A 21,047-nucleotide genomic window follows, 5' to 3' on the forward strand; every position below is an offset into this window, starting at 1 on the left:
CGCGCCGCTGGTCTAGCCTCTTCGCGCAACCAGACGGGAATGTGCGGGCATGACGATCGAGGCAGAGGTGTTCTGGGCGCGGCTGACCGCCGCGGAGATCCAGGCGCGGGCGACGCCGGACACGGTGGTGCTGATCCCAGTCGCCTCGATCGAGCAGCACGGCCCGCACCTGGCGGTGGGCGTGGATACGGTGCTGGCCACGGCGGTGGCGGAACGCACGGCGCGGCGGCTGCTGGCGGGCGGCACCCCGGCGCTGGTCACCCCCACCATCTGGTCCGGCCTGGCCGAGCACCACATGGCCTTCGGCGGCACCATGACGCTGGACCTGGCCACCTTCTCCGCCCTGGTGGGCGGCATCGCCCGCAGCGTGGCGCGGCACGGGTTTCGGCGCATCGCCCTGGTCAATGGCCATGGCGGCAATACCGAGGCGGTGGCCAGCGCCGCCATCGAGCTGACGCGCAGCCTCGGCGTGCCGGTGGTGGGGCTGACCTATTGGCTCGCCAATGCCGACACTTTCGGGCCGATCCTGGAAAGCCAGCCCAATGTCATGCATGCCTGCGAGGCCGAGACCTCGATGATGATGGCACTCGCCCCGGATTGCGTGCGGGTGGACCGCATCCAGGCCGCCGTGCCCAAGCGGTTTGCCCCGCCCGCCCCGCCCGGCTTCAAGCGCAGCCGTCCCTTTGCCGAGATGACCGATACCGGCGTGATCGGCGACCCGCGGACCGCGAGTGCCGAGAAGGGCGAGCGCCTGCTGGAGGCGGCGGCGAAGCGCCTGGCGGAGGAATTTTCGCGGCCGGAGCTTTGGGCCTAGGAGGTGATGATGTTTCCTCGCCCGCGTCGCCGGCCGCTTTTGCCGGGCTTCCTCCTGCTGGCGGCGTTGCTCGCGCCGCGCGCTCACGTGGCGCAGGAGGCGCGCGAGGCGCCCGAGGTCATCACGGTCGAGGTCGCGGGCCGCACCTTCCGCCTGCCGCTCGCCTACCTCCCGGCGCGCCCACCGGCGGAGGCGCTGGAGCGGATGCGACGGCAGCAGGTGAATCGCTGGAACAGCTTCGGCTTCGCCTTCCAGATGCCCGGCGGCCAGCCGCTGAGCGCGCCCATCGCCACCACGGGACGGCTTTATCTGCGGCCGGAGGAGATGCGGCCCGGCGAGCCGGAGGGCTACGCCGTCCTCATCTCGCCCGTTTTGCGCGTGCAGGAGTGGCGCGAGGGCATGCCCGCCGAATGGCGTATCACGACCCCAGAGCGGCGGCTTCGGAACAGACTGCTCGATACGAGTCAGTATGAGTACGGCACGCGCGCGGGAATGATCGAGATACGCCCCCCACCCGGTCTCAGGCCTCTGGGCGTCCTCTACTACGGCTCGCGTTACTACCCGGAATTGGCATCAGTACCGACATTTCTGATGAGCTGCACGCTTGATCACGCCGGCGCGCCGAACCTCAAAATTTGCCGCGGCGACGTCATTGATGAGGAATTGGGCCTGACCTTTCTCATGACGATCCCCGATCGCCGCATCGAGGACATCTTCGACATCGTCCGGCAGGCGATCGTGCTGCTGCAGAGTTGGGAAGTCCGGCAGCCCTAGGCTGGGCAGCGCATCCAGATGCCGGTGGCGGAGCCGCCCGGCACACCGACGGTACTCTCGCGCCAAGTCCCACGGATGCCAGGTCGCACCGCATTCGCAGAGGTGACGCAGAGCAGGCCCGCCTCGCTATTCGGCAGCACCCCGCCGATAGCGGCATTGACCGAGGTCATGCGGGCGTGGGCCATGTAGCCGCCCAGAACGATGCCGCCTGCAAGGAACCCGGCGGCGAAGGAGGCAATGCGCGCGATTTGCACGGGCGGTTCTTTCGTTGACGTCGTCACCATGGCAGCCGCGGCACGGATCCGCCACTGCATTACGTTGGCGCATCACCTCCTTCGCACGTGCCATCCCTCAGGCCCTTCCGCTGAACCAGGTCCGCAAACGACATCCTCGCCGCCATCTGGCACCTCCGCCTCCGTAGCCAGCGGATCGGAGAGGACAGGACGCTAGGCCACGATATCCGCCGCCGTCAGCTGCCCCCGGGTCAGCCCCGCCAGCAGCACGCCGTCACCATCGCCGAGGTCGATGCGCAGCCCGTCGGTCACCTGCACCGCCAGCGCCAGGATCGCGCTGGCGCTGCGGCCGAAGCCGGTGAGCGCCAGCAGGTCCGTGCCGCTGACGAAATCCTCGATGCGGTCGAAATCGTCGCCGTGGCGCAGCACGAAGAGGTCCGCCCCGGCGCCGCCCAGCAGCGTGTCATTGCCGCCGCGGCCTTCCAGCAGATCGGCGCCCTCGCGCCCCTCCAGCCGGTTCGCCAGCGCATTGCCGGTCATCAGATTGCCCAGCGCATTGCCGATGCCGGTGACGGCCCCGGCGCGGAGCACCAGCGCCTCCACTTGGTCGGGCAGGGTGACGCTGGAGGCCGCGCCGACCACGGTATCCGTGCCCTGGCCCGCCACCTCCCGCACCACATCGCCGGAGGACTCCACCAGGTAGCGGTCATGGCCGGTGCCGCCGGCCAGGGTATCGGCGCCGGACCCGCCATCCAGCACATCGTCCCCGGCGCGACCCTCCAGCAGGTCCCGCCCGGCGCCGCCGGAAAGCTGGTTCATTGCGTCATTGCCCGACAGCGTATCCGCCCCCGCGCCGCCCAGCGCATTCTCCACGAGTGAGGCCGCATTGTCCTGGAACAGCAGGGCATTGAAGACATTGCCGCGGGCCATCGCCTCCTGCCCCGCCCGCGTGTCCAGCCGCGCCAGCTGGTCGGAGGAGGTGACGGACCAGGCGCCCGGCGCCAGGTCCACCTTCACGCCGCCGGCATAGGCGGAAAGGTCGTAGGTATCGATGCCGCCGCCATCCCAGATGGTCAGGAACACCCGGTTGGCGCCCGGCGCGCCCTGGCCGATGCCGTCGATCAGCGTCTCCCCGGTCGCGGGGTTCCAGCTGTAGCGGGTATGGCCGGCGCGGGCGGTATAGTCTGCACCGTAGAGGTGCTGCAGCGCCGCGATATCCAGCATCATCCAGCTTTGCGCGTAGTCGTAGGTGCCGTTGGTATAGCCGGTGGTGGTCGCCAGCCCCTCATGCGAGCGATAGGACATGACGGAGAATTCCATCATGTCCCATTCCAGCGGCATGGCGCCGAAGCCGTTGGCGGCCTCGTGCGGGTGCTTCAGGCCGAGGCTGTGGCCCAGCTCATGCACCGCGACCAGGAAGCCGTAGCTGCCCAGCGTCGGCGTGACATAGGCGCTGCGGCCGCCGAACCAGACATCGCCGCCCTCCCGCCCATTCGGGTAATAGGCCCAGGCGGTGGAGGGGACGGAGGATTTGGCGACGCGGATATCGGCGGTCCAGTCCTCCCGCGCCTCGACGATGGCGAGGTTGGTGAAGCCGGTGACGGAGACGCCGGGGCTGCCGGGGCCGCCGCTCGCCTCGCCCACCAGGATCTTGCGCACCGCGTCGCGCATCATGGCGCTGACGGGGGCGAAGCCGCGGGTGGGCTCGCTGGTGCCGTACCAGGCCTCGTAGTCGTTGGAACTGTCCGGGAAGGCGAAGCTGAGGGGGTCGCCCATGTCCCAGGCATAGCCGCTCAGCAGCCCATCCACCCCGGCATGGCCGGAGGAGGTGAACTGGAACCGCGGCGCGGTTTCCTGCGGCTGATCCGCACGCAGCGTGCCGCTGGCGGCGGCGCCGCCATCGGAGGCCCCGTTATGGGGCGCACAAAGCCAGCACATGGCTTCAACAGTCCGGATCGTCCGGCGCCTCGGCCCGCGGCGTCGTCCGGGGCCGCTTTTGCGGCCGGGGAGTCACCCGGTGCCTGCCCTCCGCATGTTGCGGGGCCAAGTCGCAAGGCCCGCGCCGGCAGGCCCCGCCGGCACATCATGGGGCGGCGGGGTGAACCAGGCGTGAACGCGGCGCGCGCGCGTCAGCCCGGTTGCAGCCTGCCGCCGGCTGCGCTACCCGAGGGCCGGCATTGGGGCGTCGCCAAGCGGTAAGGCAGCGGTTTTTGGTACCGCCATTCCCAGGTTCGAATCCTGGCGCCCCAGCCAATCCCCCGACACGTCACGCTTCCTGCACATGCGCCAGGCAGCCCTTTCGCACGGCCGCCTTGCCTCCCCAATCACATAAAGATATGTTGATATGGCGTTGGTCCCGCGCGAGCGGGTGAAAAGGGAACGCCGTGCGGGGCCTCGGCCCCAAGTCGGCGGCTGCCCCAGCAACTGTCGGCGGCGAGATGCCGGCCATCACGCCCCGCCCCTCGGCCGGGCGGGCCACTGCGGGGGGCACACCCCCGCGGGAAGGCCAGGCCGGCACCCATGACCCGCGAGCCAGGAGACCTGCCAGCGCCGCGGACCCGCACCGGGCCGCGCCACCTTCTGCCGCCGGGCTGTGGGGACCGGGGGTGAGGAGATTCTTGCGATGACCATCGCCGCCAATCTCGGCTATCCGCGCATCGGGCCGCGCCGGGAGCTGAAATCCGCCCTCGAATCCCATTGGGCCGGCCAGACGACGGAGGCCGAGCTTCTGGCCTCTGCCGAGGCCCTGCGCGCCGCCAGCCGCGCCCTGCAGCAGGGCGCCGGCATCAACCACATCCCCTCGGGCGACTTCGCGCTCTACGACCATGTGCTGGACACCGCCTGCGCCCTCGGCGCGGTGCCGCCCGGCTATGGCTGGTCCGGCGAGGGGCCGGTCCCGCTCGCCACCCATTTCGCCCTCGCCCGCGGCGCCCAGGACAGGCCGGCGCTGGAGATGACCAAGTGGTTCGACACCAACTACCACTACCTGGTCCCCCGCCTGACCCCCGCCACCCGCTTCCGGCTGACCCGCAACCCCTGGGCCGATGCGGTGCGGGAGGGGCTGGCGCTGGGCACCCGCACGCGGCCGGTGCTGCTCGGCCCGGTCTCCTTCCTGCTGCTGTCCAGGGCCGAGGATGTCCGGCCGCTGGAGCTGCTGCCGGCGCTGCTGCCGGTCTATGCCGAAATCCTGCGCGGCATCGCGGAGGCCGGCGCCAGCTGGGTGCAGATCGACGAGCCCTGCCTGGTGACGGACCTGCCGCTGGGCGCCGAGGCCGCCTATGCCGCCGCCTATCGCGCCCTCGCGAATGCCGCCCCCGGCCTCGACACTTTGGTCGCCACCTATTTCGGTGCGCTGCGCGAGAACCTGCCCTTCGTGGCGGAGCTGCCTGTCTCCGGCCTGCATATCGACCTGGTGCGCGCGCCGGGGCAGCTGGAGGATGTGCTGGCGGCGCTGCCGGCGGATCGCTGGCTCTCGCTCGGCCTGGTCGATGGCCGGAACGTGTGGCGCTGCGACCTGCGCCGGGCGCTCGGCCTGGCGCAGCGGGCGGCCGCCAGCGGGCGGCCGAAGCGGCTGATGGTCGCGCCCTCCTGCTCCCTGCTGCATGTGCCGCACAGCCTGAAGCTGGAGACGGCGCTGGACCCAGCGCTGGCCCGGCGCCTGGCCTTCGCGCAGGAGAAGCTGGCCGAGGTCGCCTGCCTGGCGCGCGGGCTGGATGAGGGCGAGGCCGCCATCGCACCGCAGCTGCGCGCCAGCGATGCCGCCGCGGCCGAGGCGCCGCCCCGCGACCCCTCCGTCGCCGCCCGCCTGGCCGCCCTGACCCCCGCCATGACCCGGCGCCAGAGCCCCTATGCCCGCCGCGCCGAGGCGCAGCAGGCGCGCTTCGACCTGCCGCAGCTGCCGGTCACCAGCATCGGGTCCTGGCCGCAGACGGCGGAGGTGCGCGCACTCCGCGCCCGCCTCGCCCGCGGGGAGATCGGCCAGGCCGCGCATGACGCGGAGATGCAGCGCCTGACGGCGGAAGCGGTGCGCTGGCAGGAGGAGATCGGCGTCGATGTCCCCGTGCATGGCGAATTCGAACGCAACGACATGGTGAAGTATTTTGGCGAGCAGCTGGCCGGCTATGCCTTCACGAAGCATGGCTGGGTGCAGAGCTATGGCAGCCGCTGCGTCGCGCCGCCGATCCTCTGGGGCGATGTCTCCCGCCCGCATGCCATGACGGTGCGCTGGTCCGCCTTCGCGCAGTCGCTGACCAGCCGGCCGATGAAGGGGATGCTGACCGGGCCGGTGACGCTGCTGAACTGGTCCTTCGTCCGCGACGACCTGCCGCGGGAGGAGGTGTGCCGGCAGATCGCGCTGGCGATCCGCGACGAGGTGGCGGATCTGGAGGCCGCCGGCATCGGCATGATCCAGATCGACGAGCCCGCCTTCCGCGAGGGCCTGCCGCTGCGCCAGGCGGACCGCGCGGACTACCTGCGCTGGGCCGTGGAATGCTTCCGGCTCTCCGCCGCCGTGGTGCGGGACGAGACGCAGATCCACACCCATATGTGCTACAGCGAATTCAACGACATCATCGCGGAGATCGCGGCGATGGATGCGGATGTGATCTCGATCGAGACGGCGCGCAGCGACATGGCGCTGCTGGCCGCCTTCGAGGGCTTCGCCTATCCGAACGAGATCGGCCCGGGGGTCTGGGACATCCACAGCCCGCGCGTGCCGGAGCCGGCGGAGATGGTGGCCCTGCTGCGCCGCGCGGCGCAGCGCGTGCCGGCCGGGCGGCTCTGGGTCAATCCGGATTGCGGCTGCAAGACGCGCGGCTGGGCGGAGGTGCGGCCCGCCATGGCGAACCTGGTGGCCGCCGCCCGGGCGCTGCGCGCCGAGCTGGCCTGAACCGGCCGGGGGGCGCGCGCCCCCTGGCTTCCCCCCGCGCCAGCCGCCATGCTGGGGATCGGTTCGGGGGGCCAAGGGAGATGACGGATCAGGGGATCGCCCGGCGACCGCCCCTCTGGAGCGCCGGCTTCGCCGCGATGCTGGCGCTGGTCCTGCTCGGCTTCGCCAATCTGGCGGCCTTCTACGGGCTGGAGCCCTGGCTGCGCGGCCGCGGCCTGGGGCCGGCCCAGGCCGGCCTCGCCATCGCCGGCTTCACCCTGGTGGCGCTGCTGCTGATCCCGCCCCTCTCCGCCCGGATCACCCCGGCCACCGCGGGGCGCTGCATCGTCGCGGGCTTCGCCGTGACCCTGCTGGCCCTGCCGCTCTATGCCCTGGCGCAGGGCTTTGCCGCCCTGCTGGCGCTGCGGCTGCTGCACGGGCTGGGCTTCACGCTGACGCTGGTCGGCATCATCACCGCCTTCGTCGCCCGGGTGCCCCAGGCGCGGGAGGGGGAGGCCTATGCGCTGTTCGGCGTGGCGGACCTGCTGCCCTTCGCGCTGCTGCCGCCGCTGATGGAAGCCACCCTGCCCCGCTTCGGCGGCGATCCGGCCGGGCACTACGCCGCCATGGCGCTGCTGCAGGCGCCGGCCCTGCTGCTGGCCATCTGGCTTGCCCGCCGCCCGCCCCCCGCCCCGCCACCGGCGCCGGAGGCGCCAGCCCTGGCCGCCCCGATGGGCCATCCGGTGCGGCTGCTGCTGGCGGTGAACACGGCGGCCTTCCTGGCGCATGCCCTGCTGTTCAGCCTGCTGAAGCCGCGCGCGCTGGAGCTGGACGGCGCCGCCTTCATCGGCCTGTTCTTCGGCCTGCAGACCGCCACCATCATGGCGCTGCGCCTGCTGGCCGGCGGCGCCTTCGACCGGCTGGACCAACGGCATCTGGCCTGCGCGGGGCTCTGCCTGGTGGCGCTGGCGCTGGGCGCGCTGGCGCTGCCGCTGCCGGCGCCGGCGCTGCTGCCGGTGGCGCTCGCCCTCGGCCTCGGCTTCGGCGCCGCGCTGCCGCTGCTGAACGCGCTGATGCACCGGCTTTCGCCGCCCGAGCGCCGCGGCGCCAACCTCAACCTGATGATGCTGACCCTGCAGCTGGGCTATCTGCTGGGGCCGCTGCTGGGCGGGCTGGCGGTGGGCCTGGTGGGCTATGCGGGCGCCTTCCTGCTGGCAGCCCTCTGCCTCGCTACGGCCCTGCCCGCGCTGCTGCGGCTGCCGCGCTGAAACCGGCGCAGGTCAGATCGCGAAATTCAGCGGCTCCGTCGCCGGGCGGCGCAGCCCGGCCGCGCTCGCCTGGCGCAGCAGGTCGGCCACCGTGGTGGCGGCCAGCTTCTCCTGCAGCAGCGCGTCCAGCGACTGCCAGAAGGGGCGGGTGACAGCCATGGAAAGACGGCCGCCCGCCTCCTCCTGCTCCCCATCCAGCACCGCCGCCACCACCTCGGCCAGGGTGATGCCGCGCGGGACGCGGGCCAGGCGATAGCCGCCCTTGGGGCCGCGCGTGCTGTCGAGGATTCCGGCCCGGCTCAGCGCCTGCAGCACCGGCTCGATCCCGCGCCGCTGCGCCTGCAGCCGCTCCGCGATCTCCGCCCCGCCCGTCGCCTCCGCCCCCCGCCCGGCATGGAAGGCCACGTCCAGCACGATATCGATGGCGAGCAGGGCGCGGTCGCGGCGAAGCATCATGGGGCTGGCCTTCTGCTGGGTCCCGTGCCCCCGATCTACGCGAGGCGCCCGTGAATTTCCAGCCGCCCACTTCTGGCCGCCCGCGCCGGGCTGTAGGCTGCGCCGCATGGCCCGACAGAAACCCAGCCCGCCCCCCGAGATCCCGGCCCTCGCCGCGCCGCGCGGCCGGCTCTATGGCAGCGTGCTGGAGACGGTGGGCGGCACGCCGCTGGTGCTGCTGCCGCGGCTGGCGGCTTCCGCCGGGCTGGCGGCGCGCATCGCGCTGAAGCTGGAATTCTTCAACCCGCTGGCTTCGGTGAAGGACCGCATCGGCCTTGCCATGGTGGAGGCGGCGGAGCGCGCCGGGCTGATCGCGCCCGGCCGGTCCGTGCTGGTGGAGCCGACCTCGGGCAATACCGGCATCGCGCTGGCCTTCGTCGCCGCCGCCAAGGGCTATCGCCTGGTCGTGGTGATGCCCGATGGGGCCAGCATCGAGCGCCGCAAGATGATGCGGCTGATGGGCGCGGAGCTGGAGCTGACCCCCGCCCGCCGCGGCATGGCCGGCGCCATCGCCCGCGCCGAGGAGATCCTGGCGGCAACCCCCGGGGCCTGGATGCCGCGGCAGTTCGACAATCCCGCCAATCCCGAGATCCACGCCGCCGCCACGGCGGAGGAGGTCTGGGCCGATACCGGCGGGGATGTGGCGGCCATCGTCGCCGGCATCGGCACCGGCGGCACCGCCACAGGCCTGGCCCGCGCGCTGAAGCCCCGCCTGCCCGGGCTGCGCGTGCTGGGAGTGGAGCCGGCCGAGAGCGCCGTGCTGAACGGCGACGAGCCGGGGCCGCATCGCATCCAGGGCATCGGCGCCGGCTTCCGGCCCGCGGTCCTCGAACTGGAGCAGCTCGATGGCGTGGCTCGCGTGACGGAGCAGGAGGCGATCGCCGCCGCCCGCCGCTGCGCGCGGGAGGAAGGGCTGCCCATCGGCATCTCCTCCGGCGCCGCCCTGCATGCGGCGATGCAGCTGGCGGCGGAGCCTGCGCTGGCGGGGAAGCTGGTGGTGGCCATCGCCGCCAGCTTCGCCGAACGCTACCTCTCGACCGAGCTTTTCGAAGGCCTCTAGATGACCGAACGCTTCCCCGCCATCCCGCCCGAGCGGATGACCGATGCCCAGCGGGAGGTGGCGGCGGCCATCGCCGGCGGGCCGCGCGGCTCCGTCCGCGGCCCCTTCCTGGCCCTGCTGCACCATCCGGCGCTGGCCATGCAGATCCAGGGCCTGGGCGCGCATCTGCGCTACGGCACCGGCATGCCGCAGGCACTGGTGGAGCTGCTGATCCTGGTGACGGCGCGGCGCTGGTCCTGCCAGTACGAATTCTTCGCCCATGCCCGCATCGCCCGCAGCGAGGGTCTGCCGGAGCCGGTGATCGAAGCCATCGCCGAGGGCCGCCGGCCGGAGGCGATGACCGAGGACCAGGCGCTGGTGCATGATTTCGCCATTGCCGTGCATCGCGACGGCAAGCCGACCGATGCGCTTTATGCGGCGGCGGAGGCGCGCTTCGGCAAGCCGGGGGTGCTCGATCTGCTGGCGCTGGCCGGCTACTACACGATGCTGGCCATGGTGCTGAACACCGCCGATCCGGCGCTGCCGGAAGGCGCGGTGCCGCCGCTGAAGCCGCTGTGACGGAGGCAGCCATGACACGCCCGATCCGCGTCGGCCTGATGGTGCCGGGCTCCAATACCACCATGGAGGGGGAGATGCGGGCGCTGCTGCCGCCGGGCTCCGCCATCACCCGCATCGGCATCCCCGCCGGCGCCGCGCAGGCGGCGGTGGTGGCGCTCGCCGCGCAGCACTTCTCTCCCTCCACGCAGGACCTGCTGGTCTATGGCTGCACCGCGGCGGGCTTCGCGGCCGGCCCGGCCGGCGATGCGGCGCTGGCGGCGGCGCTGGCCGAGGCCACCGGGCTGCGGGTGGTGACCACGGCGCGCGCCATGGTGCTGGGCCTGCAGCGGATCGGCGCGAAGAACATCGCGGTGGTCACGCCCTATTCGGACGCGGTGAATGCGCAGCTGGCGGCTTTCCTGGCCGACGGCGGCATCGGCGTGACGCGGATGGAGTCGCTGCGCGCACCGGATGTCGCCGCGCTTTGCGCCATCCGCGCGCCGGAGGTGGAGGCGCTGGCGCGGGCCACCATGGCGCCGGATTGCGACGCGCTGTTCATCGGCTGCACCCAGCTGCCGACCCACGATTTCCTCGCCGGCCTGGCGCACGATGTCGGCAGGCCGGTGCTGTCCTCGATCAGCGCGACCGCCGACCAGGCGGTGCTTGCGCTCAGCTGAGCCTCAGATCGGGCAGACCCCCGCGGCGCATTGCAGATGCGCCCCGTCCACCGCCTCATGCAGCGCCGGGTCGTTGATGCCGGCGACAAGCTCGAGAAAGCGTTTCGGCGTCACCTCCTCCTCCGGCAGGTATTCGTAGCCCAGTTCGCGATCCGGCCGGCTCGGCAGGATGGCGCAGCAGCGGATGCGCGGCTGGTGCGTCAGCACCATCTCGCGGAAGGCCTCGATATCGTGCCGGTCGGTGTAGATCTTCAGCGTATAGGAGACCTGGTTGCCACGCTCCGCGCCGATCCAATGGCGTTCCAGCAGCGACAGCCAGCGATACTGCGCCTCCGGCGAGGCTTCGGGCGCCGTCACCAGCCTGTCGGCGAGGCCCAGCCGCTCGATCAGCGAGAGCGTGGGGAAGCCGACGATCGACATGCCGGGGAAGGAGGCCAGGCTGCGGATCGGATAGCCGCGCGCCTCGTAATCGGCGAGCAGCGGGTCGCTGTCCGCCGTCCAGCCGCCATCCTCGGCGCGCACGCCCTTGAACTGCACCCAGCGCAGATAGTGGCGACGCGCCGGCAGATGGGCGCCCTCCGTCAGGCCGAAGAGCTTGCTGGTGGTGCCGGCCGGCTTCACCGTGGTGACGGTGTGCGGCGTCTCCAGCCCCAGCTCCTGCGCATAGGCTTGCGCCTCATCCTTCGCCGCGGCCGAAAGTCGGTCGAGCATCGCCCAGAAGTCGGATGAACGATCCTCCTCGAGCAGATCCGAAAAACCGAGGCCGTAGCGCATCCAGGCCCATTCATGCAGGCCGGTCGGGCCGATGCCCATGCGGTTGGTGCGCGCGACTTCGGCGCCGTAGAGCGCATCCATCAGATTGGCACGCATCAGGAAGCGCACGCCGAGGCGCACGCTGTCCTCCACCCGCGCATCCCAGTCCTCCGCGACTTCCGCCGGCATCTCGCCGGGCGTCAGCGCCGCATGGTCCACGGGGCAGGCGAGCAGCGGCGCGAAATCGGCGATGACGCAATAGCCGCCGGTGACATGCAGCGTGATCTCGCCGCAGGGATTGGTGGTCGCCGGGAAGCGCGCGGTGCCGGCACGGCGCGCGACCTCGGCCAGCAGGCCCACCGCATGGTCGGCCTGGTAGCGGGCGGAGCGGACATCGCGGCCATCCTCATGCACCGGCTTGTCCCAGGCGGTGCCGGTGCGGTGGTCCTCCAGCTTGTCGCCGTTGATGAAGCCGGGCTCGCCATTGATATAGCCGCAGCGCGTCGCTTCCTCGAAGACCGCGAAGGCGTGCCGGTGCAGCGCATCGGTGCTGCCGGCGCGGGCGGCGCGCACGCCCTCCCAGAATTCGGCATCGACCATGACGGAGTTGTTGGCCGTCCAGAGCCCGCCTTCCGACTTCACGCGGATGAAGCGCAGGATGCCCGGGTCGCGCCAGGATTTCGTGGCCATGCGCGCCGCGCGGCGGGCGCCGCCGACCTGCACTTCGACGGAGAGGTGGTGGTCCACCATCATCGCCTGTTCCCAGGGCTGCATGGTGCCGCTGCGCGCCGGCGCGATGACCTGCGTGCGCAGGTTCACGAAGGCGCGCATCAGCGAGAGGGGGCCGGAAGCCGGCCGCCCCTGCATGCCCCCGATGGGCGCGCCGCAGGGGCGAATTGCGGAAAAATCCAGCAGCAGCGTGCGGTCCGCGGCGCCTTCGAAGGCGAGGCTTTCCAGCAGCTCCACCGCCTTGCCCCAGCCCTCGCGGCTGTCGTCGATCACATGCCGGATCGCATCCGACGGCACGGCGTCCGTGTCGTCCACAAACTCGCGCGCGATGAAACCGCGCAACGCGGCTTCCTGCTCCGCCGTCATCGACTCCAGCGAGGTGCCCCAGGGCAGCAGCGAGAAGTCCAGGCCGAAGCGGTGCAGCGTGGCGCGCGTGGCCGGGAAATCGGCATGCGCGGTGCCGAGCCGCAGCAGCAGCCGCGGCGCCTGCGCCCAATCCACCACCATCAGCTCATCATCATAGGCCCGGCCCACGCCGCTGCCGTTCAGCAGCAGGTAGAACAGGCTGAAGGAGGCCGCCGCCGTCGCGCAGTTGGTAAAGACCTCCATGTTGCGGCCGGGCTGGTCGGCATCGCCGTGCTGCAGGTGGCGGCCGGAGGTGATCAGCGCGCCGGTGGCGATGGCATTGCGCAGGCGCGCCTGCTCCATCCGGTCCGCGCGCGCGCCCAGCAGCGCCATATTGCCGGCGGCGACCCGGTCCGCCACGCGGCCGAAATCCTCGGCATCCGAGGGGCGGAAGACGGTGCGCCGTGCCACCGCCAGGCCCATCCCCGCATCCAGCGCCCGCGCTTTCGCCGGCGGCCCGCCGAAGCGGGCGCCGGAGCTGCGGCGGTGGCGGAGGGCGGGGGCGCCGGGCAGGGAACCATCCATCATTGACATCCTGGTCACTAGGGGCCGCGGGGTACCCGCCATCTGCGATGGGCGCCCGAATCAGCGTGCCCACCATATCTAGCGGATACCTCCCTGGATGGCCACCACATATGGGCGAGATGCTATCGCCCCACGCATGCGGAAAACGCGGCCGGACAGCTTGCGCCCGCGCTTCCCGACCCGGTTCACAAGATGGCGTGTGGCGCGTCAGCCCACCGCGCGGGCCGGCCTGGCCGCGACCTGCGCCTGCGCCGCGATGCTCGCGCAGGCCTCCCGCGCCGCCTCCGCCACCCGCGCCGCCAGGCGCGCGTGATCGGCCACCGGCACCTCCTCGATCCGCGCCGCGATGCCGAGGCTGCCCAGCACGCCGCCTTCGGCATTGAACAGCGGGGCGGCGATGCCCAGCACGCCGGGCAGGAATTCGGACTGGGTGATGCTGTGCCCGGCATCGCGGATCGCCCGCAGCGCGTGCCGGAAACTCTCCCAGTCCCCGCCCAGGCCCGCCGCCCCGATGGTGGCGCGGTGGCGGGCGAAGATGGCGCGCAGCTGGTGCGGCGGCAGATGCGCCAGGATGACCTTCGACGCCGCGCCATTGAACAGCGGCCGCCGCTGGCCGCGGCTGAACAGCCCGGCCGGCGCGCCTTCCGCCCGCGCATCGGCCACGCACATGACCGTGCCGGAGAAGAGCAGGCAGAGCAGCCCGGTATGCCCGGTCTCCGCCGCCAGGCGCTGCATCATCGGGAAGCCGCCGGCAGTGACCGGGTCACACAGCCGCATTGTGCGGTCCAGCTCGATCACGCGCGGCCCCAGCATCCAGGCCCCGCCCGCCACCGGCGTCAGCAGCCCCGCCGCCTGCAGCGCCTTGATGTAGCGGTAGCAGGTGGAGCGGGAGGTGCCGGAGACGCGGATCAGCTCCTCCGTCGGCCAGGCGGGGGCGGCGGGGGTGAAGCTGTCGAGCAGCCCGAGCATCTTCTCGAGGCTGCTGGCCCCGCGCCGCGCTTCCAGGGTCTTGGAAGTGAATCCCGTCATGCCGGACAGTCCGAAAGCCCGCCGCGCGTGAAGCGGGCGGAGGGGGGGAAGGCGACCATTGCCGGTGCGGTTATAGCCGCAAATGCGGCGCGGCGCAGGCGCCCCCCGGGCGACTGCCGCCGGATGGCCGGCGCCGTTCAGGCCGCCGCGCGGCTGACCCGCTCCAGCAGGGCTTCGAAGCGCGGCGCATCCGCCGCCACCGCCGTCAGGCTCACGCCGCAGTCCCCATTCGCCCTGGCATGGGTGACGGTGACCGCCAGCTCCATGCCCTCCAGCCGCAGCCGCCCTTGCGCGCCCGTCGTCGCCTGCGGCGCCCCGTCCAGCCGCGCGCCGCTGGCCGAGAGGTCCCGCACCCGCACGGCAAGCGGCGCAGCGCCGCCCAGCACCAGCTGCGCCGGCAGGTCCACCGGATGGCGTGGATGGCGGCGGCGATTGACCCGGCCGCTGGAGGTGCGCACCGCATGGATCACCGCCGTGCGCAGGCCGACCACCGCCGCATCGAGCGTGCCGGCCGTCCGCTGCACGTCGCTGGCCTGCTGGTCCGCCTGGCGCACGGCGGCGCGCACCGCTTCCGTGCGCTGCGACATCTCGGAGGCCGCGGCCGCGGTCTGGCCGATGCTGCGGGCGATCTCCGCCGTCGCCTCGCCCTGCTGCTGCACCGCCTCCGCCACATTGGCTACGACGCGGTCGATCTCGCCGATCTGCGCCACCATCTGCGTCACCGCGCCCACCGCCGAATCTGTCGCCTCGCGGATCGCGTTGATCTGGCGGCTGATATCCTCGGTGGACCGCGCGGTCTGGGTGGCGAGCTGCTTCACCTCGCTGGCCACCACCGCGAAACCCTTGCCGGCCTCGCCGGCGCGTGCCGCCTCGATGGTCGCGTTCAGGGCCAGCAGGTTCGTCTTGCTGGCGATATCGGCGATGATGCCGGCGACATGGCTGATCTGGTCGGCCTGGCGGGACAGCACCTCGATGCTGCCGCGCGCACCCTCTCCGGCCGCCACCGCCTGCTGCGCGGCGCTGCCGCTGACCGTGACCTGTCGCGTGATCTCGCCGATCGAGGCGGTCAGCTGCTCCGCCGCCGCCGCCACGGTCTGCGCCGTGCTTTGGGTCTGGCTGGCCGCCGCCGCCGCATCCTCCGCATTATGCCCGGTCTGGGAGGCGGTCTCCGACATGGCGCGCGCGGTGTGCGCCAGCTCCCCGGTCAGGGTGCTGACCTGCGCCACCGCCTTGCCGGCATCGCGCTCGATCGTCTCGGCCATGCCCACCAGGGCGGCGTCGCGGCTCTCGGCCTCCGCCGCCGTATAGGTCTCCAGCAGCAGTTCCAGGTCGAGCCAGGTGACGCGGCCGAGCGCATCGCGCAACGCCGCCTCCTGCTGCTGCGGCGCGCGGCGGAACAGGCCGCCGCGGGCAGCGGGCTGCTGCGCCAGGTCGCGCAGGATGCCGCTCATCACGCTGTAGTGGCAGATCGCCACCGCATGCCCGGGCACGCCGTGGTTGTAGAAGGCCTCGGCGAGGCGGCCGGCCGATTCGACGAACCCCTCCCCCATCGCGCCGGTCACCACGCGCTGCCAATGCGCCAGGCGCACCGCATGCACCTCCGGCAGCGTCAGCGCCTTCTGCATCTCCGGCCAGGCATCGAAGGTGCCGTGCAGGGAGACGAGCAGCGCCGGCAGCCGTTCCGCGGCGAAGCCGCGCAGCGTGCCGAGGATCTCGAGATGCGCCGGCGTCACCCCGAAGGCCGCGAGGCGTTTGTCCTGGTCTGATTTCTGGGTCATCCGCACATCTGTTCCGGGGGGCCTGTGGGTCAGCCTGCCATGGGAAGATTTGGCATCCGGTAAACGTTGCGGCCGGGGGGTGGCCTCCGCGCCCCGTGCGGGGGATGCTCGGCGCAACGAGATGAGGAGCCGCCAGGCATGACCCCCCCGCGCCACGACGTTGCCGCCCTGACCGGCTTCGCCCGCGACCTCTGCCGGGCCGCCGGCCTGGATGCGGAAAAGGCGCAGGCGGTGGCGCAGACCCTGGTGGAATCCGACCTGCTGGGCCACGTCACGCATGGGCTCGCGCTGCTGCCGCGCTACCTGGAGGATGCGCTTTCGGGCGGCATGACGCGGGAGGGGGAGCCGGAGGTGCTGCGCGACCGCGGCGCCTGCCTCACCTGGAACGGGCGCCGCCTGCCCGGGCCCTGGCTGGTGCACAAGGCGCTGGATATCGCGCTGGAGCGCGCGGCCAGCTTCGGCACCGCGACGGTCGCGATCGCCGACAGCCACCATATCGGCTGCCTCGCCGCCTATCTGACGCGCGCGACGGAGCGCGGCTTCCTGATGGTGCTCTCCTCCTCCGCCTCCGCAGCCTCCGCCGTGGCGCCCTTCGGGGCGATCAGCGGCGTGCTGGCGCCGGACCCGATGGCGGCGGGCATCCCGACCGATGGCGACCCCATCCTGATGGATGTCAGCGCCTCCATCACCACCATCAACATGGCCGGGCAGTTGCAGAAGGCGGGCGCGCGCTATCCGCACCCCTGGGTGCAGGATGCGGAAGGCCAGCCCAGCACGGATCCGGCGGTGCTGTCCCAGGGCGGCACGCTGCTGCCGGCGGGGGGGCTCGATCACGGCCAGAAGGGCTATGCCTGGGCGCTGCTGAACGAGGCGCTGACCCAGGGCCTGTCCGGCTATGGCCGTGCCGACCGGCCCACCGGCTGGACCGCCAGCGTGCTGCTTCAGCTGTATGACCCGGAGGCCTTCGCCGGCCAGGCGCAGTTCCTGCGGCAGACCAGCCATACGGCCGCGGCCTGCCGCGCCGCCACGCCGCGGCCCGGCGGGCCGCCGGTGCGGCTGCCGGGCGAATCGGGCCTGGCGCATCGCCGCGCCGCGCTGCGGGACGGGCTGGCCCTGTCGCCCGCCATCTGGTCCGGGCTGCAGGCCTCGGCGGCGAAACTTTCGGTGGCGGGGCCGGCCTGACTCAGCGCCCGGTCAGCCCCTGCAGCAGGCCGGGCGGCAGGCCCTGGGGCAGGTTCAGGGGCTGGTAGCCCTGCGGCCGGCGGAAGCGGGCCGGGTCCTGCGCGCCAAAGGCCACGCGCGTCGCCTCCAGGCTGCCGGATTCGCCGCGGGCGCGGCCTTCCGCCCGCAGCATCACCCCCTCGGCGGTGATGCAGGCGGTGCCGCGGTCATTCCCGTCCTCGAATTGCCAGAGCTGGCAGGCATGGCCGGCCACGCGGTCCTGCCCCGTGCGACGGTAGCGGCCGCTGGCGGGCAGGCCGGCGAGCGCCCGGTCCACCGGCACATCCATCACCATGCGCATCTGCTCCATCACCATGAAGCCGCGCTGCGCCCGGCGGTCCGCCACCACATAGCCCGTGCTGCCGAGATCCGCGCGCAGCAGCTGCTGGCCGGCAAGCCAGGACAGCGTCACCTCCCGCAGCCCCGCCTGGGCACGGGCGCCGGTGACACGGTAGGTGACGGCGACATCCCGCGTCGGGAAAAGCTGCGGCCGGTCCTGCGCCCAGGCGGGCGAGGCGGCGGGCGAGGCGGCGGCCAGGGCCGCGACCAGTGCCAAGGCAGGACGGGACAGGGCGCGCATCTCGGGACATCCCGCAGTGAGGCCGAACTGCTCCCCTGCCGGCAGGGGTGGCGTCAAGCGCCCCGGGACCGTCACCGGGGATCCGCCGCGAAAGTGATGTCCCGCACCCGCGGGCCGGTTTCACCGGTTCTTCATCGCCTTGACCGATACTGCGGGCTGCCCCCTTCCGGAGTTGCCGAGGATGATGTCGCGACTTTCGATCCGCGAGCGTTTGATCGCTGCCTGCGCCTTCCTGCTGATCTGTGTCCTGGGCATCGGCGGCTTCGCCATCATCAAGATGCAGCAGGTGAACGAGGCTTCGAGCGACATCACCGAGAACTGGCTGCCAAGCATCCAGGCGCTGGCCCGCATGCAGGCCGCGCTGTCCGATATCCGGCTCGACCTGCGCAACCACGCCGCGACGGAAGACGCGGCCCGGATGGATGCGCTGGAAGCCGCCATCACCCGCGAGACCGCCGAGCTTCAATCCGCGACGCGCCTGTATGAGACGATGATCAGCAGCGCGGCGGAGCGTCGCCTGTTCGAACAGGCCACCGCCGCCATCGGCGACTACCTGCGCCAGATGCCGGCGGTGCTGCAGATCTCCCGCACCGAGAACCCGCTGGTCGCCGGCGAGGCGATCGCGCGCACGCTGTCGCCCATCGCCCTTGTCATCGTGCAGCGCCTGAACGACCTGACGGAGCTGAACCGGGTCGGCGCCAACGATGCCACCGCGGCGGCGGACGCCACCTTCCACACCGCCCGCATGCTGATCCTGATCGGTGCGGGCCTTGCGGTGCTGGTCGGCGTCGCGGTGACCGTGCTGCTGCTGCGCGCCATCAACAGTGGCATCAATGCCGTGATCCTGCCCATGCAGCGCCTGTCCCAGGGCGACCTCTCGGCGCAGGTGCCCGATATCGCCGAGCGCACCGAGATGGGCCGCATCGCCGCGGCGCTGCGCGTCTTCAAGGACGCGCTGGAGGAAAAGCAGCGCATCGATGCCGCGCTCCGGCTGGATGAGGAAGCCAAGGCCCGCCGCGCCGAGACCATCACCGAGCTGGTCACCGGCTTCGAGGCGGAGGCCGCGGAGGCACTGCACGGCGTCGCCGCCGCCACCACCCAGCTCGACGCCATGGCCGGCAGCATGACGAAGACGGCACGCGAGGGCGAAAGCCGCGCCGCCTCCGTCGCCGCCGCCGCCGAACAGGCCTCCGCCAGCGTGCAGAACGTGGCCGCGGCGGCCGAGGAGCTCGGCGCCTCCATCGCCGAGATCGCCCGCCGGGTGACGGATAGCGCGACGGCCGCACGCACCGCATCCGAAGGCGCGCGAGCCAGCGACGCCGCCATCACCAGCCTTTCCGAATCGGCGCAGCGCATCGGCGACGTGGTGCGGCTGATCGCCGATATCGCCGGCCAGACCAATCTGCTGGCGCTGAATGCCACCATCGAGGCGGCGCGCGCCGGCGAGCATGGCAAGGGCTTTGCCGTGGTGGCCAGCGAGGTGAAGGCGCTGGCCGCGCAGACGGCGAGTGCCACCGAACAGATCGGCGCGCAGATCGCCACCATGCAGGCCGAGACCCGCGGCGCGGTGGACGCCATCCGCGGCATCGCCTCCACCATCGACCAGGTGGACCAGATCACCGTGCAGGTGGCCGCGGCGGCCGAGGAACAGGCCAGCGCGACGCAGGAGATCGTGCGCGCTGTGGCGGAGGCCGCGGCGGGCACGCGCGAAGTCTCCCGCTACACTGGCGAATTGTCGCAGGGCGCGGTGGCGACCGGGGAGGCGGCAGCGCAGGTCGGCCATTCCTCGGCCGAGCTGACCCAGCGTTCGCAGCGGCTGCGGAGCCAGGTGGACAGCTTCCTCTCCGGCATCCGCGCGGCCTGAACCTTCCGGACAGCGGCGATCCTGTGCCAGGATCGCCGCATGGCTGCCTCCCCCACCACCCGGCTCCGCCGCCTCTGCCTCAGCCTGCCCGAGGTGACGGAGGTGGAGACCTGGGAACAGCCGACCTTCCGGGTGCGCGGGCGCATTTTTGCGATGCTGCATCTCGGTGAGCACGGCCTCGCCGTCTGGTTCAAGGCGCCGCCGGGCAGCCAGGAGCTGCTGGTGGAGGCGGCGCCGGATCGCTTCTTCCGCCCACCCTATCTCGGTCCCAAGGGCTGGGTGGCGCTGCGGCTGGCCGGTCCGGTGGACTGGGCGGAGGCCGAGGCGCTGATCCGGCGCAGCTATTCGCTGATCGCGCCGAAGCGGCTGGCAGCCCAGGCTGCTGAGCGCAGCTAGAGCGTTTTCAAGCCTTGCGGCTTCGCAAGGCGACTCGGAAAACGCGCCAAGACAACGCTAATCCGGCCTGATCCGGCCGTCCCGCACCACACGGGCCCAGCGCGCCAGCTCGGACTCCACGCGGGCCGCGAAATCCGGCTGCGGCCCGCCGGCCGGCACCAGCCCGTTGTTCAGGATGAACTGCCGCGTCGCCGGCTGCGCCAGCCAGGCATTCAGCCCGGCATTGAGATGCGCAACCAGCGGCGCCGGCAGGCCGGCCGGGCCATAGAGGCCATAGAGGATGGTCACGGTCGCCTCCGGATAGCCGGCCTCCGCCATGGTCGGCACCTCCGGCAGGTCGTGCCAGCGCGTCTCCGCCGTCACGGCCAGCAGGCGGATCTGGTTGCTGCGCGCCAGCGGGATGGCGACCGAGACCGGCAGCACCATGGCCGCGATCCGCCCGCCCAGCAGGTCCTGCAGCGCCGGCGCGGTGCCGCGATAGGGGATGTGGTTCAGCTCGATCCCGGCGGAGAGGGCAAACAGCACCATGCCCATATGCGGCGCCGTGCCATTGCCCGGCGAGCCGTAGTCCAGGTCGCCCGGCCGCGCCTTCGCCAGCGCGACGAATTCCGCCACATCCCGCGCCGCCAGGTCGGGCCGCACGGCCAGCACCGAATTGCCGTCCGCGATGCGGATGATCGGCACGAAGCCGCGCTGCGGGTCATAGGGCAGGTTGGCGATCAGCGGCGGGCTCATCACGAAATTGGCGCCCTGCATCAGCAGCATCCGGCCATCCGGCACGGCGCGCGCCACCGCCCCCGTGCCGATCACGCCGCTGGCGCCGGTGCGGTTCTCCACCACCACCGGCTGGCCCATCAGCTCCGTCAGCGCCGGGGCCATGGCGCGGGCCAGCAGGTCCTGCGCCGTGCTGGGCGTGACCGGCACGACGAGGGAGATGGCGCCGCTGGGCAGCGGCACCTGGGCGCGGGACGGCCTGCCACCGGCCAAGGCGAGGCCGGCGGCCAGCACCGGCAGGCTGCGTCGGGTGATGTTCATTGTCGTG

General features: G+C 72.3%; 18 protein-coding genes, 1 tRNA gene and 1 riboswitch. Of the genes, 11 read left to right on the forward strand and 8 right to left on the reverse strand.

Annotated features, from left to right (window positions below):
* Positions 1-49 precede the first annotated feature (49 nt).
* Together ACTIF1_RS00425 and ACTIF1_RS00430 are read left to right on the forward strand one after the other, a co-directional pair.
* Positions 50-814, forward strand: coding sequence for a creatininase family protein (locus ACTIF1_RS00425; protein ID WP_439594388.1), 765 nt, complete (start codon positions 50-52; stop codon positions 812-814).
* Between the two features lie 6 nt (positions 815-820).
* Positions 821-1,588 carry a hypothetical protein gene (locus ACTIF1_RS00430; protein WP_439594389.1) on the forward strand — a complete coding sequence of 256 codons (768 nt, stop codon included), beginning with the start codon at positions 821-823 and terminating at the stop codon, positions 1,586-1,588.
* Here the strand turns inward: ACTIF1_RS00430 and ACTIF1_RS00435 are convergent.
* Positions 1,585-1,902 (reverse strand): hypothetical protein, encoded by a 318-nt coding sequence (locus ACTIF1_RS00435; RefSeq protein ID WP_439594390.1) that lies wholly within the window; start codon positions 1,900-1,902, stop codon positions 1,585-1,587. The two genes, ACTIF1_RS00430 and ACTIF1_RS00435, sit on opposite strands and share 4 nt — an antisense overlap.
* Before the next feature lie 132 nt (positions 1,903-2,034).
* Positions 2,035-3,759, reverse strand: coding sequence for a M10 family metallopeptidase (locus ACTIF1_RS00440; RefSeq protein WP_439594391.1), 1,725 nt, complete (start codon positions 3,757-3,759; stop codon positions 2,035-2,037).
* A gap of 240 nt (positions 3,760-3,999) precedes the next feature.
* On the opposite strand from ACTIF1_RS00440, the gene ACTIF1_RS00445 reads away from it, so the two are divergent.
* From ACTIF1_RS00445 to ACTIF1_RS00455, 3 genes are all read left to right on the forward strand, one after another.
* Positions 4,000-4,074 (forward strand) — tRNA-Gln (locus ACTIF1_RS00445).
* A gap of 81 nt (positions 4,075-4,155) precedes the next feature.
* Positions 4,156-4,384, forward strand: a riboswitch (cobalamin riboswitch).
* Between the two features lie 60 nt (positions 4,385-4,444).
* The gene (gene metE / locus ACTIF1_RS00450) at positions 4,445-6,709 is read left to right on the forward strand and encodes a 5-methyltetrahydropteroyltriglutamate--homocysteine S-methyltransferase (protein ID WP_439594392.1); all 2,265 of its coding nucleotides are present in this window, start codon (positions 4,445-4,447) and stop codon (positions 6,707-6,709) included.
* An 80-nt stretch (positions 6,710-6,789) separates the two neighbouring features.
* Positions 6,790-7,956, forward strand: coding sequence for an MFS transporter (locus ACTIF1_RS00455; RefSeq protein WP_439594393.1), 1,167 nt, complete (start codon positions 6,790-6,792; stop codon positions 7,954-7,956).
* A 12-nt stretch (positions 7,957-7,968) separates the two neighbouring features.
* On the opposite strand, the gene ACTIF1_RS00460 is transcribed toward ACTIF1_RS00455, so the two are convergent.
* Complete coding sequence (locus ACTIF1_RS00460) at positions 7,969-8,412, reverse strand: RrF2 family transcriptional regulator (RefSeq protein WP_439594394.1); 444 nt, start codon at positions 8,410-8,412, stop codon at positions 7,969-7,971.
* A 106-nt stretch (positions 8,413-8,518) separates the two neighbouring features.
* On the opposite strand from ACTIF1_RS00460, the gene cysK reads away from it, so the two are divergent.
* The 3 genes from cysK to ACTIF1_RS00475 are packed head-to-tail and all read left to right on the forward strand — an operon-like array spanning position 8,519 to position 10,725.
* Positions 8,519-9,511, forward strand: a complete 993-nt coding sequence (cysK, locus tag ACTIF1_RS00465; protein WP_439594395.1) for a cysteine synthase A — start codon at positions 8,519-8,521, stop codon at positions 9,509-9,511.
* A complete protein-coding gene (locus tag ACTIF1_RS00470) occupies positions 9,512-10,069 on the forward strand; it encodes a carboxymuconolactone decarboxylase family protein (RefSeq protein WP_439594396.1) in 558 nt (185 codons plus the stop codon). It begins immediately after the preceding gene.
* 11 nt (positions 10,070-10,080) lie between these two features.
* Positions 10,081-10,725 carry a hypothetical protein gene (locus ACTIF1_RS00475; RefSeq protein ID WP_439594397.1) on the forward strand — a complete coding sequence of 215 codons (645 nt, stop codon included), beginning with the start codon at positions 10,081-10,083 and terminating at the stop codon, positions 10,723-10,725.
* Between the two features lie 3 nt (positions 10,726-10,728).
* Here the strand turns inward: ACTIF1_RS00475 and ACTIF1_RS00480 are convergent, their stop codons facing one another.
* From ACTIF1_RS00480 to ACTIF1_RS00490, 3 genes are all read right to left on the reverse strand, one after another.
* On the reverse strand, positions 10,729-13,137 hold the full coding sequence (locus ACTIF1_RS00480) for a recombinase (RefSeq protein ID WP_439594398.1): 2,409 nt from the start codon (positions 13,135-13,137) through the stop codon (positions 10,729-10,731).
* A gap of 207 nt (positions 13,138-13,344) precedes the next feature.
* On the reverse strand, positions 13,345-14,166 hold the full coding sequence (locus ACTIF1_RS00485; protein ID WP_439594399.1) for an IclR family transcriptional regulator: 822 nt from the start codon (positions 14,164-14,166) through the stop codon (positions 13,345-13,347).
* A 137-nt stretch (positions 14,167-14,303) separates the two neighbouring features.
* Positions 14,304-15,944, reverse strand: coding sequence for a methyl-accepting chemotaxis protein (locus ACTIF1_RS00490; RefSeq protein WP_439594400.1), 1,641 nt, complete (start codon positions 15,942-15,944; stop codon positions 14,304-14,306).
* 138 nt (positions 15,945-16,082) lie between these two features.
* Between ACTIF1_RS00490 and ACTIF1_RS00495 the strand changes: the two genes are divergently transcribed.
* Positions 16,083-17,126, forward strand: a complete 1,044-nt coding sequence (locus ACTIF1_RS00495; protein ID WP_439594401.1) for an Ldh family oxidoreductase — start codon at positions 16,083-16,085, stop codon at positions 17,124-17,126.
* A 1-nt stretch (position 17,127) separates the two neighbouring features.
* Here ACTIF1_RS00495 and ACTIF1_RS00500 read toward each other — a convergent pair whose 3' ends face one another.
* A complete protein-coding gene (locus tag ACTIF1_RS00500) occupies positions 17,128-17,745 on the reverse strand; it encodes a hypothetical protein (protein WP_439594402.1) in 618 nt (205 codons plus the stop codon).
* A gap of 181 nt (positions 17,746-17,926) precedes the next feature.
* Here ACTIF1_RS00500 and ACTIF1_RS00505 point away from each other — a divergent pair, with 181 nt between their 5' ends.
* Positions 17,927-19,609, forward strand: coding sequence for a methyl-accepting chemotaxis protein (locus ACTIF1_RS00505; protein WP_439594403.1), 1,683 nt, complete (start codon positions 17,927-17,929; stop codon positions 19,607-19,609).
* 39 nt (positions 19,610-19,648) lie between these two features.
* The gene (locus ACTIF1_RS00510) at positions 19,649-20,005 is read left to right on the forward strand and encodes an MmcQ/YjbR family DNA-binding protein (RefSeq protein WP_439594404.1); all 357 of its coding nucleotides are present in this window, start codon (positions 19,649-19,651) and stop codon (positions 20,003-20,005) included.
* 57 nt (positions 20,006-20,062) lie between these two features.
* Here the strand turns inward: ACTIF1_RS00510 and ACTIF1_RS00515 are convergent, their stop codons facing one another.
* Positions 20,063-21,040: a Bug family tripartite tricarboxylate transporter substrate binding protein gene (locus tag ACTIF1_RS00515; RefSeq protein WP_439594405.1), complete on the reverse strand. Its 978-nt coding sequence runs from the start codon at positions 21,038-21,040 to the stop codon at positions 20,063-20,065.
* Positions 21,041-21,047: the final 7 nt, after the last annotated feature.

It is taken from the genome of Falsiroseomonas sp., from assembly GCF_051860665.1.
Classification (GTDB): domain Bacteria; phylum Pseudomonadota; class Alphaproteobacteria; order Acetobacterales; family Acetobacteraceae; genus Falsiroseomonas.

What these genes read in the sequence shown, in the direction of transcription:
- ACTIF1_RS00425 (WP_439594388.1), top strand. Translation starts at nt 50, where the DNA reads ATGACGATCGAGGCAGAGGTGTTCTGGGCGCGGCTGACCGCCGCGGAG.
- ACTIF1_RS00430 (WP_439594389.1), top strand. Translation starts at nt 821, where the DNA reads ATGATGTTTCCTCGCCCGCGTCGCCGGCCGCTTTTGCCGGGCTTCCTC.
- ACTIF1_RS00435 (WP_439594390.1), bottom strand. Translation starts at nt 1,902, where the DNA reads ATGCAGTGGCGGATCCGTGCCGCGGCTGCCATGGTGACGACGTCAACG.
- ACTIF1_RS00440 (WP_439594391.1), bottom strand. Translation starts at nt 3,759, where the DNA reads ATGTGCTGGCTTTGTGCGCCCCATAACGGGGCCTCCGATGGCGGCGCC.
- metE (WP_439594392.1), top strand. Translation starts at nt 4,445, where the DNA reads ATGACCATCGCCGCCAATCTCGGCTATCCGCGCATCGGGCCGCGCCGG.
- ACTIF1_RS00455 (WP_439594393.1), top strand. Translation starts at nt 6,790, where the DNA reads ATGACGGATCAGGGGATCGCCCGGCGACCGCCCCTCTGGAGCGCCGGC.
- ACTIF1_RS00460 (WP_439594394.1), bottom strand. Translation starts at nt 8,412, where the DNA reads ATGATGCTTCGCCGCGACCGCGCCCTGCTCGCCATCGATATCGTGCTG.
- cysK (WP_439594395.1), top strand. Translation starts at nt 8,519, where the DNA reads ATGGCCCGACAGAAACCCAGCCCGCCCCCCGAGATCCCGGCCCTCGCC.
- ACTIF1_RS00470 (WP_439594396.1), top strand. Translation starts at nt 9,512, where the DNA reads ATGACCGAACGCTTCCCCGCCATCCCGCCCGAGCGGATGACCGATGCC.
- ACTIF1_RS00475 (WP_439594397.1), top strand. Translation starts at nt 10,081, where the DNA reads ATGACACGCCCGATCCGCGTCGGCCTGATGGTGCCGGGCTCCAATACC.
- ACTIF1_RS00480 (WP_439594398.1), bottom strand. Translation starts at nt 13,137, where the DNA reads ATGGATGGTTCCCTGCCCGGCGCCCCCGCCCTCCGCCACCGCCGCAGC.
- ACTIF1_RS00485 (WP_439594399.1), bottom strand. Translation starts at nt 14,166, where the DNA reads ATGACGGGATTCACTTCCAAGACCCTGGAAGCGCGGCGCGGGGCCAGC.
- ACTIF1_RS00490 (WP_439594400.1), bottom strand. Translation starts at nt 15,944, where the DNA reads ATGACCCAGAAATCAGACCAGGACAAACGCCTCGCGGCCTTCGGGGTG.
- ACTIF1_RS00495 (WP_439594401.1), top strand. Translation starts at nt 16,083, where the DNA reads ATGACCCCCCCGCGCCACGACGTTGCCGCCCTGACCGGCTTCGCCCGC.
- ACTIF1_RS00500 (WP_439594402.1), bottom strand. Translation starts at nt 17,745, where the DNA reads ATGCGCGCCCTGTCCCGTCCTGCCTTGGCACTGGTCGCGGCCCTGGCC.
- ACTIF1_RS00505 (WP_439594403.1), top strand. Translation starts at nt 17,927, where the DNA reads ATGATGTCGCGACTTTCGATCCGCGAGCGTTTGATCGCTGCCTGCGCC.
- ACTIF1_RS00510 (WP_439594404.1), top strand. Translation starts at nt 19,649, where the DNA reads ATGGCTGCCTCCCCCACCACCCGGCTCCGCCGCCTCTGCCTCAGCCTG.
- ACTIF1_RS00515 (WP_439594405.1), bottom strand. Translation starts at nt 21,040, where the DNA reads ATGAACATCACCCGACGCAGCCTGCCGGTGCTGGCCGCCGGCCTCGCC.